Origin of the sequence: Rickettsia parkeri (genome assembly GCF_051427245.1) — a bacterium.
GTDB classification, from domain to species: Bacteria; Pseudomonadota; Alphaproteobacteria; order Rickettsiales; family Rickettsiaceae; genus Rickettsia; species Rickettsia rickettsii.
Window position 1 is genome coordinate 415,150 of sequence record NZ_CP195774.1, and the last position, 13,296, is coordinate 428,445.

The following is a 13,296-nucleotide window of genomic DNA, read 5'->3' on the forward strand; positions in this document are numbered from 1 at the left end:
TGTCCCTATGTTTTATCTTTAATCATTGCGGTAAACTTACTTTCTGCAGCTATTTCACCTTCGACCGTAACCGTACTTGAAAATTTCCATACGTTAGCTCTTTGCTGATCAATAACAGCGTGGATATGCATAGTATCCCCCGGTTGAACAATTCTACGAAATTTTGCATTTTCGATAGTCATTAAAAACACTTCTTTATTCTTAGTAGAACCTAAAGATTTAGCAACTAATATAGCAGCTAATTGTGCCATAGCCTCAACCATTAGAACGCCGGGCATAACAGGCCTTGCCGGAAAATGTCCTGTAAATTGCGGTTCGTTAACAGTAACGTTTTTAATACCTGTTATTGATTTGTTAGGATCGATTTTAAGTACTCTATCTACTAATAAAAATGGATAGCGATGAGGTATCCAATCCATGATTTCGGTAATATCTATGATCATTTATTTAGATCTCTTCTTTAATGTAAATTTTCCGTCATTGAGAGGAAATTATGAAATAATTGACGAAGCAATCTAGTAAAAAGTACTAAAATCAGCACTTTTTGCTAATTTTTTTGGATTGCCACCGTAGCCTATGGCTGCTCACAATGACGACTCAGGTATTCATGCAACAACAAAGCTCTTTTCAATAGCAAGCTACTTTTTTAATTTAGAGGTCTTTAGTAATTGTTTCATAATAATAGATTGTCTATGCCAATCCATAATAGGAATTGCAGGGCTGCCGCCGACAATTTTACCTGCTTCTATATTTTGTGCTACACCGCCTTGTGCCGCTACCTGTGCCCCGTCGCCTATATTTAGATGTCCGGCGATTCCTACTTGCCCTCCAAGAGTACAATATTTACCGATCGTGCTACTTCCTGCTATACCTGTTTGTGCTACGATAATAGAGCCTTTACCTATTTTGACGCCATGCCCTATTTGTACTAAATTATCTATGCGGCATAAATCTTTTATAATTGTATCTTGAAGTGATCCTCTATCAATAGTAGTGTTTGCACCAATTTCAACATTATTGCCGATTTTAACTATTCCTATATGAAATATTTTGTGATGTACGCCTTTTTCGGTAGAAAATCCAAACCCGTCCTGTCCAATTTTTGCACCTGCAAGTATTACGACGTCGTCGCCTATAATTGCATAATTTATTGAAACATGTTGTTCTATTCTAGCGTTTCTGCCGATATTTACTCCTCTACCTATAAAACTTCCAGCTTCTATAATACTATTATCACCTATAATAACATCGTCTTCAATAACTACATTGTGACCTATATAACAATTTTTTCCGATAGTCGCCGAATCTGCAACAATAGCGGATTTCATTATTTTAGCAGGGTATGATTTAATAGGAGCATAAAAAAAATCTATTAATTTGCCGTAAGCAAAATATGGGTTCTGGGCGTGTAATAAAACAGTATTTGGATTTGCTTCTCCCGTAAAATTTTTCGGCACTATACAAGCAGCAGCTTTGGTAGTTTTTAAAAATTCGGAGTATTTAGGATTGCTTAAAAAGCTAATATCATTTGGTGATGCTTCCTGCAGAATTTTAATATCATGAATAGCTATATCTTCATGAATCTTAGGAGGTGCTATAATATCGTGTAAAAAATCTATAATTGCTGTTAGTTTTCGTGGCCCTAGATTTTTATAAAAATTACTACTTACCATATAACTTTAAGCAAATTAATCATTAGCGACAGTATATAAGTGATAGTTTTATTATGCAACAAAATTTACAGGTGGAATAAAAGGTATTGCTAAGTAAAGAATGATGTCGTCATTGCGAGCAGCCGTAGGCTGCGTGGCAGTCTCATGAAATAATAACAAACTCCTGAGATTGCTTCGTCAATTGCTATGCAAATTCTTCGCAATGACGGAAAAACCGATCCACGCAACAACGTCTACTTGATTGTAATATCTAGGAAAAAAATAGATAAAAAGTCACAAATATTAATTTACGTTTTATTAAGAAGAATTAAATTAATATATTGTAGCTATTTTTTGTTACTGAATTATAAAGCTTTTTTGAAATAGAAGTAGCTATTGTAGTACAAATCTTATCAATATAATTTATCCTTATTAACCTAAAGTTAATTAAAATTACAAAAATAAGTTTACAGATCAATAGAAATTTAATTGAAGATATAAAATAACGGGATTTAAAGTAAGGAATAGTGGTGGCCACGGTTGGAATTGAACCAACGACACAAGGATTTTCAGTCCTTTGCTCTACCGACTGAGCTACGTGGCCGTATATACTCGATGAACTTGAAAATTTGACTTCGTCGTCTTTGTAAGTCCTCGGATACTCACGTATTAGTATACGCTCCGCTCCTCGGCTTACAGACTCCTTGTTCTTTTCCAATTTGATCTTCGTCTATACTATTCTTTCATTTATTAGGGTGTAAGGAAATATAACTTAAGCTTATAATAGATTAATCGGCTTTTGTCTATTCTTAATTAGTAATATTAGACAAAAATACTTAATTATGATATCATGAGTGTTTATTTTTATAACGGTTTTTATGATCAAAATCGGCAATATTGAGCTTTCTTCAAATATTATACTAGCTCCAATGTCAGGTGTTACGGATTTGGAATTTAGAAGATTAGTGAAAAGATTTGGTGCAGGGCTTGTAGTTTCTGAAATGGTAGCAAGTATAGAGCAATGATTGTGGAATCTAGGCAGTCACTAAAAAAAAGTGCCCTTATGCGTGATGATGCAACAAGTGCTTGCGTACAGCTAGCAGGCTGTGAGCCGAATGTGATAGCAGAAGCTGCTAAAATGAATGAGGGTATGGGAGCAAAAATTAGCGATCTTAATTTTGGCTGTCCGGCGAAAAAGTAGTAGGCGGTTATTCAGGCTTGGTTTTAATGAGGGATGAGCAGCTGGCAGCTAAAATTTTTGAAGCTACCGTTGAAGCGGTTAAGCTGCCGGTAATGTTAAAATGCGTATAGGTTGGGATGATAATACGAAAAACGCTCCGACTTTAGCCAAAATTGCTGAAAGCTCAGGTGTTCAGATGATTACCGTTCATGGTAGAACTAGATGCCAGTTTTATTCCGGTAATGTCGATTGGGATTTTATACGATCAGTTAAAGAATCGGTAAAGATTCAGGTTATTGCTAATGGTGATATTACTAATTTTGCTAAGGCAAAAGAAGCCCTACAAAAATCTGGTGCAGACGGTATTATGGTCGGTAGAGGAGCATATGGCAAACCTTGGCTTATTTCCCAAATTGATCATTATCTTAAAACAGGTGAAGAAAAAAGGTGAAGAAAAATCTGCTCCCTCTATAGCAGAGCAGCTAGATATCGTAACCGAGCATTATGAGGCAATACTTGATTATTATGGTGAATCTGTGGGCGTACCTATTGCATGTAAGCATATTGGCTGGTATAGTAGCGGTTTACCGAATTCAGCAGAGTTTAGAGGTGCTGTTTTAATGAACGATCCTCTAGCTGTAAGAAAAATTGCGGAATTTTATACGAGCGTTATGGAGACGAATAAATTAAAAGAATTTTAAGTTTTATTTTTGTAATATTATTTTTTAGTTTAAGCTATGCAAGTGAAAAAGCAGTAATTATAACTGATTATAAACCGGTATTTTTGCCTGTAATTGCTGAAAATAAAAAAATAAGAATTGCTATTCGTTCTTATTTAAATAATGAAAAATCATATTTCGTTTTAGTAGATCCGAATTCTTTTAAAACTGAAATAGCCCTACAAGAGCTGGTAATTTTACCTACGAATAAAATAGAAAAAGAAAATCTTCTAAAAAAATTAAGTAAAACTCCGTATATTAAAGTTTTAAATAATATAGCTCTAGCTCTACACCTTATATACAACAAATTACGGTGCTACGAGTAGCATGTATAAAGTAAAAGACAGTTCTTGACAATTGACATGTGTCCTTCTTCCAAAAGCTTTGAAGAAGATTTTTTTAAAAAGCTCGTAGAATTATCGATCAAACTAAATAAACCTAGAAAACGGTTATTTACAAATAACATGGGTTAATCATTCATTTAGTCATCCTTATTTTAAAGATAAACCTCTTGGAGATAATTTCCTTCTTTCCAATAAAGATGATTTTGAAAATGAAGTATTAGAAGCAGGGAAAATATTAGTAAGTTATAATATTGCTCCGTCACCTTTCTTTCGTTTTCCTGGATTAGTTTCCGATCAAACATTAATAGAAAAATTAAAAGATTTGGGATTTATTCCGCTTGGGAGTAATGCATGGCTTGCTAAAGGCGAAAAAGTTCAAAATGGTTCTTTTATATTGGTACACGGTAATAGTAACGAAAAAGCCGGAATAGATTTAATTATGCCGATGATGTTACCGGAATTAAAATTACTTCCTATTGAAAAGGCGTTTTTATTACATGACAATTGATTAGTTAGATATTAATAATACGGTAAGCTCATAGTTGTTCTTATATCACATGAAAAATATGAGAAAATGTAATTAGCTTGAAGATATGTATTGGGCAATGCAAGCAAAAAATGCGAGTAAAAGTGGTTTTTTATCAGAGGAAGAGAGTAAGGGTTTTTTAAATAAGATATTAAATATCTTTCTTATAGGAAAAAGAAATGATGGAAATAAATTAGTTAAAAGAAAAATTAAATAGTTCATAATTATAACTTAACTTTTCTAGTAGGGCTTTTATCTCTTTGAATATCAAGTTTTGTATCGAATAGCGGAGAATCTTGTAAAAAATCAATAAGGGAAGATTCTTGTGAATTTTCTTTATGATTTGTTATTATACTACATAAACGTTTGTTATTATCTAATACTTCTAGATTTACTTCGATTAAAGGCGGAGTAAGTAAATGCTTAATAATTTCAGACCATTCTATTAAAATTAAATTGCCGTTTAATGCCTCTTCAAATCCAAGTTCATAAATTTTCTTCAGGTGATTTAAGACGATACAGGTCATAGTGATATATAGTGAAGTTAGATGCTTTATAAGTTTGCAGTAAGTTAAAAGTAGGGCTTATAATGCTTGTATTTTCACCGCAAAAATATTTAATAATTTCACGACAAAAAAATGTTTTACCTGCTCCAAGGTCACCGTTAAGTAAAACTATATCATTTGGTTTTAAGTTTTGTGCTAAAAGCTTTGCAAGCTTCTTTGTCTCTTCTTCGCTATTTAGTGTATGCATTTTTTAACTTGATAAATCATTTGTAAATATTGATTCTGAAAAGTGTTGGAACCTATATTCTGCACATTCCAGTTTTCGCTATTTAATATTATTATTTTAGCGTTTAATTTGTCGTATAATCGTGAATTTTGTTCATTACTTAAAACAAGACATTTGTTATTATTAGACTCTTTAATTAAATCTTCTAGCTTGCTTATATATCGGAGGCTTTTTTGACTTTCGCTATATAATTTTGCAGTTTTAATATTAGTATTAAGAAAAAAATACTCGCTACTGTCACTTAATAAAATTACGTCTTTTATCATTGCAAGCTCATTATTTTTAATCTCTTGTAGCTTATTTAATTCTTTAAGTGCTGTTGAAAGGTTATTATTAATATCTTCTTGTAGCTCAGGAAATTTTTCACTAAATATTTGTGCAAATTCCTGTAGTAAAATCACAGCATTATTAAGATCAAGCCAAATATGCCAATTATCTTTTATAGTGGTTAAAGATTTAATATCACTGATTTTTATAATGTTTTTGCTATGATTATCAATTAATTTCTCGGCAAAACCGTCAAATTGTTCATTAATATAAATTGCTATATCAGAATTTTTGACTTTTACTAAATCACTAGGTTTTAAATTATAATGATGTGGACAGTCACTACTAATAGCTAAGCTCTCGATATTCGCTTTATCCTTAACAAGCATCGAAACAATACTGCCGATTGGCGTAATACTTACAACTATCTTAGGCTTAGCATAGCTAGTAAGGCTGAGGAATGTAAGGAATAGTAATGCTAGGTATGTCATCTCTGTGAAGGCTTGCTTGCGTTGATACCAAATCGTCATTGCTAGCGACTGAAAGAGCGTGGAAATCTCAGGATTTTGGCACGAGATTGCTTCGTCAAAATTTTCAATTTTTCCTCGCAATGACGGTTTGACGTACTAGCTCTCATAATTTCGCCAACAACCTAATTTACTAGTTTAAAATCCTGCTCTATCCAAAAATTTTTAGATATTCTAGTTTTGCTCCTATTTTTTTTTTTCTATATTCATATTTAACAAATCATTACCGTTTACTTGGAATTTAGGACGTAATAACGCATCATATTTAAGAATAATTCTTTACTTGTGAATGATTTAATTTACCGATTATTCTAGCTGCTAATAAATATTCCTTATAATTCTTTTTTTCAAACCAAATTTTTTTCATGTTAAATTTAGCGTCATTCAGAAAGTTCGTTATTGATAATATTTGCATTGCTTCATGTTTTGAGAATTTCCAATCTAGAAAGACCTTTAAATTTAAATCTTTTTGACAATATAATAAGAGTGCATATCGAGTAACTAATTCTAATTTAAAATCATTTGCCTGCTCAAAAAATTTTATTTCATAATTTTGGATAGAGAATATTAGTTCTAATATTCCTATTTCAAACATAGCTTTTAAAATTTGTGCTGCTCTTTTTGAAACAATAATTTTATCCATTTCGCTTTTAATTCGCTCTCGTGATAAAGTTTTTAAGCCGTCTTTTAAAGCTTTACATGCTTTAAAGTTGCCATCATCAAGCTGATTCGCATAATAGCTAGAAAACCGAAAAAAGCGTAGAATTCGCAAATAATCTTCTTTAATTCTATCTAGAGCTTCCCCTATAAATACAACCTTTTCCTGCTGCAAATCCTTAAACCCTTCAAAATAATCATATATCTCGTTCTTAAAGGGACAATAGCTTAAAGCATTAATAGTAAAATCTCGTCTTGTGGCATCTTCGGCAAAATCGTTGGTGAATATTACTTTGGCATGTCTGCCGTTACATTCAATATCTTTCCTAAGAGTCGTGATCTCAAATTTTTCATTATTTAAAGTAGCCGTAATCGTGCCGAATTTTAAACCGGTCGGAATAGTTTTTATTTTAGCTCCAGATAAAATATTTGTTACTTCACTAGGTGTCAAATTAGTAGCTATATCTATATCGCAGCTACCTTTCTCAAGTCGATCTCTTGGATAACTTGCTTCTAAAGGTAATTTGTACGTCGATCCGGTACTCGAATCCTCACGTACGTTTATGTACATTGCGATTCTGCGTTCCGTGTCTCCTTCAAATTCCTCTTTATTAGTTTTGTTATGCAAGAGATCTAGTAACGCATCACGTACGCAGCCGCCTATAAGCCTTGCTTGTCCTTTTTCATTTAAGAGACTCAAGATTTTTCTATATCCTTTTGAGGGGATTTTTAGTATTTTGTGTGTAACTTGCATTATTCGATTTTACCTAAAGTATCGGATAGTTTTTAAACAGACTTTGATGTCATCCTAGCTAAAAACTGGACCTTGTTATATGGCTCGTTTATGTCATTCCCACTTGGCATTGTTGTGTGGATACTGAGTCGTTATTGCGAGGAAAAACTGTAAGTTTTGACAAAGCAATCCAGTAAAAAATGATAGTTTTTAACATTTTTTTATTATTTTTCTGGATTGCCACGCTCCTTACAGTCGCTTGCAATAACGACTCAGTATCCACACAACAATGCCAAGTGGGAATGACATAGAACAAGAACAGTCCGGTACTAAGATTTTACGTACATTCCTTTTTATTGCAAAAGATAAGTATAATAGAGCTTTTTTTTTATTAATCTTTATTAATCGTTATTAAGCTCTCGCGGCATTTAGATTTATAATTGAGATTAATATGAATTTCGGCTTTCTCACAATGATTATCTTTATTAATGACAATTTTTTGTCCGTAGTTGGTTAAAAAATATTATTCTCTAAAGGTAACACCATACTATCTTTTTGTCCAAACAATTAGCCCAGTAAGTTCTATTGAAAGCAGGTATTTTATCAGTATGTATTACTAGTTTATTTTCTCTATCTTTAAAGCCTACCGCCATATGATTTGCATCAAATATTAATTCCGGCTTTGGGGAGTAGGACATAAATATAAAAGATATTGCCATGATTGCAAGACCAAGCAAACGCCAAGCATTTTCCATATACAAAGCCAAAAAAGCCGAATAAAAAAGAGTAATATGCTGAAATTGGTAATATAACTGAAATACTATACAGCAGCCGGTAAACTATTAAAATAGGCGGCTGATTTTATTATTATATCAATAAAGAATCCCATAAGTTTTAGGATATAGTTATCAAACCCGATCATGGTAAAAGGCAGAGATAACAAAGCAAGAGGGCATAAGAAAAAAGGACGTTATCGAACGACAATGAGGTTACTGGTACTGAGTAAGTAGCAAATATAAAGAATTGATTAATTACTACAGGTGCCGTTATGATGCTTGCTAAGAAGTTTGAATAAATATTTGAGGCTGTATAAAATTTTACTGCTCCAAAAATGCCTTTCTTTTCTCCAAGTAACCATGAATTCTTTAAGTAAAATTCATAACCGGCAACAAGCGATAATACGGCGATAAAAGATAATTGGAAACTTGGATGAAAAATATATTCGGGATTTAACGATAATATTATAAAAGCCGCAATTGCAAGTGAATGAAGGGGAAAGCAAGAGCGTCCGACAAAATATAATACCGTAAATAAAAATTGCAGCAGTAATAAAAGCTCTAGTCGCTGCTATTTGCATACCGCTTAGTTCTAAATAACCAAAGCTTCCTATTAGCGAACAATAAGCAGAGATTAATTTTATATTGAAATTATATGCCAAATAATTATGAAAGATTTAATAAAAACCTTTAGTAAGGAAAATAATCATCACAACTAAAGATAGATGCAAATCCTGAAACACAAAGCACGTGTGATATACCGTTTTGCCTCATATCCTGCATTATTTGCCTGTTTAAACCTTTTGTCTTGCCAAGTAATATTGCAGCTGCAAAATTCCCTTTATCTTTTCTATTAAATTATTATAAATATAGGAACGCACTCTATAAATAAAACTATCAAAATTTGTTTCATTACGTTCTATAATTTGCGGCTCAGACATCGCATAGTCGTTTGCTCCAATATCCGATAGATAAGCGTAAAAACCAAAATCATAACCCTCGGGTAGTATACTATTTTGCGGCTTATAGAGCTTAGCAAGCAAAGTAATTCGGTTATTTACCCTAATTTCTTGTATATATTTTTTCGGTATACTAATTTTTAACTTTTTGTAAGTTACGATTAATTTTTTCTATCTTTATGCGACTTAATAATACTTATCCTCCTATAATAGTCGGTTTTATCGATTCTATTTTACCGCTAATTTTAGTGATGATAGGTTTATAAAGCATTTCGCTATGTAAATTTGTTACACGATATTTAGAGATGAATATGCCAAAAATAAAAGCAATAATCATTCAGTAAGTAAACTGTAAAAATATATTAGAATTTCTAGTAAAGGTTAATATTAAACAAACACAAAAAATGAAAAAAATTGTTGTAAATGAAAGCTCAAAATCAAGCGAAAAATAAACAATAATACCGTAAATAAAACTAACAAAATACCAAATATTTAAATTATTATACTCTATTTCCAAAGTTATTTTAAAATATCGCAGTGTTTTCTATCAAAAGTTAAAAATACATTATACGTTATATCTGTTATATTTTCAATAATTAGAACAAAATTCTTTTGTAATTATAAGTTAAGATAAATTAATTTATATATTGCTTTTTATTAACTTATTTATTATAATGTCCAACATTATGTACATGAAATTTTAATTTAAATTGAGATATTTGTAATGAATAAGTTAACAGAACAACATTTACTAAAAAAATCAAGATTTTTAAAATATTCTCTGCTTGCCTCTATTTCAGTAGGAGCTGCAATACCTTTTGAGGGTATGGCGATGAGTAAAGAAGCATTTCGTATCGATCTCAGTAGTAAATTGTTGAATCACGTGTCACGATTAAACGGAAACAAAGATACGACAAATACCCCGAAGCAGATAGGAACAGTAATTGTATCGGAACCAGAAATAAACACATATACTCCATCTGAAATAAGAGAAATGAAAATATCTAACAAACCTAAGGCATATAATCCATTAAAAGATGTTCCTATAGAGGATCATTATAAAGTGGTAGCACGTAGTAAGTCTGATGTCGGGAAAGCAAGAAAAGTACGACCAATTACTAGATGCAAAACATTTGCAGGCATTGAAAAAACAGAACAAAGTCAAAATACTTATACTCCTGAATCGACAGAACAAATGCCTCAAAAACCAGAGATTATAATAACAGCGTCTTCGCCTACTGTTAGCCCAGCTTCAAATAGTTTTATCACTGCACCTAATACACAAATACTACCCTGACATCACCTGAACATTATACTACGGCAACTGGTACTTCATCATCAACACCGGCGACTCCGTATCAGTCTACTTCAGATTCTAAACCAAATGATAGTTTAGGAGCTAATCCACCACCAAACATAAACACAAACTCAAAGGCAGCACGAAGATTATCGTTTAGCAGTAGCGACCCGCAACAACAGGCAGTGCAATCTAGCTCACAGGTTAAATCAGAAGTTCTTCCGAAGCCGACATTTGTACCGTTGCCTATAAAAAAACGCAGTACTGAAATTGTAGCAGGAATGGTAAGTAATATATCACGAGTTAATGAGATGATAGGAATCAAGTTAGCTGAAGTAACACAGGCTATTAAAGATACCACAGATAAAAAAGATAAAAAACGATTGCAGAAGTTGTATACGCAGCTAACTTCAACACAAAAAACAACAGAAACACTCAAGTCAAGAGCTGAAGAGATAGAAACAAAAATCAAAATAGGTAAAAATAAAGATAAAATAAAGAAACTTGAAAAAGAGTTAACAAGTAAAAACAATAAAGCAGATAGATTATTTCAGAAAATAGAAAAAATAGATATTCCAGCAAATAAAGTTTCGATAAAATCGCAGGAAACAGTTCCGGTTACAACGGCGTCAACCGAAGTTAGTGCGTTTCAAGCACAGCAAGCAAGAATTAATGAGGCTCGGCAAGGTGTATTTAATAAAAATAAATCAAGCGGAGATAATGTAAGAAAAAGTAGTGCTGGAATAAAAAGAGAAAAGAAAAAACAAGAAGCACAAAAGCAGTTATTAGAAATAAAGAAACAAGAAAAAGCTATAAAAACGGCATCAGATAAAGCTAAAGAAGTAGCTGCTAGTGCGAAAAAAAAACAAGTAGAACGGCATTACGAGCCATGCAAGATAAAATGAATATAGAGGAAAATCTAAAGTTATTAACTCCTGTTGTTTATAATAGTTCTACCGGTCCTACTTATAAGCAGTCGCCAAAAGCAAAGCCAACTATACCATTAAGTCATGGGGTTCAGAGAATTTTAGGTGAACAACCAGAGGATGAAGAGGGGTACTTAGTGCCAATAAAAGTTCAGCAGCAACCTTATCAAAAAATAGAGGACCCTATTCCAAGTCATTCAAAAGATATTTATGAGGCTAAGGTTTCACAATACATTAATTATTTGAATAGCATACAGCCAAATCAGTCAAATCAAGCTCAAATAGATAGTGTAATAGATAGTTTAGCAACAGAAATGAGAAAGTTTAGTGCGGATCAATTTAGTAAAAAATTAGGTGAGATTGCACATCTTTTCAGTATAAAGGAATATGAAGGTTTGTTCGAGAAGTTATATGAAATTCAGCAAGCTAGAATTCTAGAAACTCAAAAAGTATATGAGCAAGCGGAAATATCTCAGCCTTATGCAGAGTATGAAGAGAATTCAAGAAAAAGCAGTACTCCAGTATTATCACGCTCGTCTTCAGCTAAAAGTGTAAATTTTGAAGAAAAATCAGCATTTTTACAAACCACAACTACAGATGAAAGCTTGAGATCTGACAACAATTGGAAAAATTCTGCACTATATTCTTCAAGTCCAAAGCTTGATAAAAGAGGATTAGAATATTTAGATTTAGCTGGCGACGCGTTCGTTCAGAATCTAAAACAACCTGATACGTTAACTATAGAAACTCTTGGTTTAATAACGCCAACACAAAATACAACTGTTGCTAAAAGTGACTCATCGAGGAAAAATAATGTAAGTGGAAGTATTTCGGAGATACAACAACTGCAATCAGAAAAAATGCGTACAGAAACTTTAGGTGTGCAGGATGATCTAGGGCTAGATTTACATTATGCACCTCAAGAAACTTTAACTGAAGAAAGTACCTATTTAGTTTCTAGTAAGAAAAAACAAGGTAATATAATAAAGAAAGCTTTTCAAAGTAGGGTCAATTTTGCAAACAAATTATGCAGAGAACAGAAGAAGGAAAAGAGATGGAGAAACCTCAAAGCAAAGAACAGTATATCAAGAGGGAGAATTTGGCCACGTTTGGGGAAATGAGAATCATAAGGAGTCTAGTTTAAGTGTAGTTAGTGGATGCATAAAAAAGGCAACTCAGCTTATAAGCCTTTTAGATGCAAAGAGAACCGCAATACTGCAAACAACCAGTCTTCACAAAGAAGATCAGTTAGTTTAGTTTTACAGAAATAAAAATGATTACCGAGAAGCAATTAAGATCTCTCAAAAATTACAGCAGGTATTAATACGCAAACGAAGATATAAAAGCTTATAACGCAAAAGCAGAAAAAAAATTGGATGCTATTAAAAGCAGAGCAGATAAACACTTTAATAATATAGAAATAGATGTAGATGTTGGATTTAATCCAAATGGGGGAAATATCATTCTATGCCGACTGCTAATAGGATAGCTACCAATTTAGCTGTAACCCCACCTATAAATGTAGGGTCACTATATAACTCTCCGCAAGCTCAACAATTTCGAGAAGATCATAAAAATATTATAATAAATGATAGATCACAAGGTAGACTAAATTTGGTTGATAGTACTATTAAAAAAGGTACACAGCCATTATCTAATTTATCTACTATATATGAGTCGGTTAGTTATGAGAATTTAGCATCAGAAAAAATATATAAGACAGTAAGACGAGAGCAACCATCAAGCCATCTATAAGGTCTCGCACGAATCACTAAGTACAACGAAAATACCTATACCACTTACATTCAGAGTGTAGCCCGAGCTTGACAGAGAAATTAGAGTATTTGGATTTAGAAGATAAACTATTAGAAGTAGAGGAAGCTAGAATAGTTAAGGAAAAGCAAGCTATTGCCAAATTGAATCAATATCAAGATCCAGAAA

The 13,296-nt window shown here is 32.4% G+C and carries 6 protein-coding genes, 1 tRNA gene and 7 pseudogenes; 4 read left to right on the top strand and 10 right to left on the bottom strand.

Annotated elements, in window-relative coordinates:
- Positions 1-5: 5 nt before the first annotated feature.
- From fabZ to ACSFFC_RS02465, 3 genes are all read right to left on the bottom strand, one after another.
- Positions 6-443: a 3-hydroxyacyl-ACP dehydratase FabZ gene (fabZ, locus tag ACSFFC_RS02455; protein ID WP_004997000.1), complete on the bottom strand. Its 438-nt coding sequence runs from the start codon at positions 441-443 to the stop codon at positions 6-8.
- 195 nt (positions 444-638) lie between these two features.
- Positions 639-1,673 carry a UDP-3-O-(3-hydroxymyristoyl)glucosamine N-acyltransferase gene (gene lpxD, locus ACSFFC_RS02460; RefSeq protein ID WP_499217218.1) on the bottom strand — a complete coding sequence of 345 codons (1,035 nt, stop codon included), beginning with the start codon at positions 1,671-1,673 and terminating at the stop codon, positions 639-641.
- Positions 1,674-2,180: 507 nt separating this feature from the next.
- Positions 2,181-2,256 (bottom strand) — tRNA-Phe (locus tag ACSFFC_RS02465).
- Between the two features lie 274 nt (positions 2,257-2,530).
- Between ACSFFC_RS02465 and dusB the strand changes: the two are divergent.
- From dusB to ACSFFC_RS02480, 3 genes and pseudogenes are all read left to right on the top strand, one after another.
- Positions 2,531-3,533 (top strand): annotated as a pseudogene (gene dusB / locus ACSFFC_RS02470) (tRNA dihydrouridine synthase DusB).
- A pseudogene (locus tag ACSFFC_RS02475) lies at positions 3,518-4,403 on the top strand (polysaccharide deacetylase family protein). Before dusB ends, ACSFFC_RS02475 begins: the two co-directional pseudogenes overlap by 16 nt.
- Before the next feature lie 97 nt (positions 4,404-4,500).
- Positions 4,501-4,638, top strand: a complete 138-nt coding sequence (locus ACSFFC_RS02480; protein ID WP_196792932.1) for a hypothetical protein — start codon at positions 4,501-4,503, stop codon at positions 4,636-4,638.
- 7 nt (positions 4,639-4,645) lie between these two features.
- On the opposite strand, the pseudogene tsaE reads toward ACSFFC_RS02480, so the two are convergent.
- The 7 genes and pseudogenes from tsaE to ACSFFC_RS02515 all read right to left on the bottom strand — a co-directional run bounded on the left by tsaE (position 4,646) and on the right by ACSFFC_RS02515 (position 9,469).
- Positions 4,646-5,174 (bottom strand): annotated as a pseudogene (gene tsaE, locus ACSFFC_RS02485) (tRNA (adenosine(37)-N6)-threonylcarbamoyltransferase complex ATPase subunit type 1 TsaE).
- Positions 5,162-5,869, bottom strand: coding sequence for a metal ABC transporter solute-binding protein, Zn/Mn family (locus ACSFFC_RS02490; protein WP_499217221.1), 708 nt, complete (start codon positions 5,867-5,869; stop codon positions 5,162-5,164). The pseudogene tsaE and the gene ACSFFC_RS02490 overlap by 13 nt, the downstream one beginning before the upstream one ends.
- 263 nt (positions 5,870-6,132) lie before the next feature.
- A pseudogene (locus tag ACSFFC_RS02495) lies at positions 6,133-7,418 on the bottom strand (palindromic element RPE1 domain-containing protein).
- Positions 7,419-7,910: 492 nt separating this feature from the next.
- Positions 7,911-8,116, bottom strand: a pseudogene (locus tag ACSFFC_RS02500) (hypothetical protein).
- 101 nt (positions 8,117-8,217) lie between these two features.
- Positions 8,218-8,947, bottom strand: a pseudogene (locus ACSFFC_RS02505) (ComEC/Rec2 family competence protein).
- Positions 8,948-8,967: 20 nt separating this feature from the next.
- Positions 8,968-9,216, bottom strand: coding sequence for a hypothetical protein (locus ACSFFC_RS02510; RefSeq protein ID WP_014410260.1), 249 nt, complete (start codon positions 9,214-9,216; stop codon positions 8,968-8,970).
- A 112-nt stretch (positions 9,217-9,328) separates the two neighbouring features.
- Complete coding sequence (locus ACSFFC_RS02515) at positions 9,329-9,469, bottom strand: hypothetical protein (protein ID WP_014410261.1); 141 nt, start codon at positions 9,467-9,469, stop codon at positions 9,329-9,331.
- Positions 9,470-9,856: 387 nt separating this feature from the next.
- Here ACSFFC_RS02515 and ACSFFC_RS02520 point away from each other — a divergent pair.
- Positions 9,857-13,163: pseudogene (locus ACSFFC_RS02520) on the top strand (autotransporter outer membrane beta-barrel domain-containing protein); the annotation flags it as partial.
- Positions 13,164-13,296: the final 133 nt, after the last annotated feature.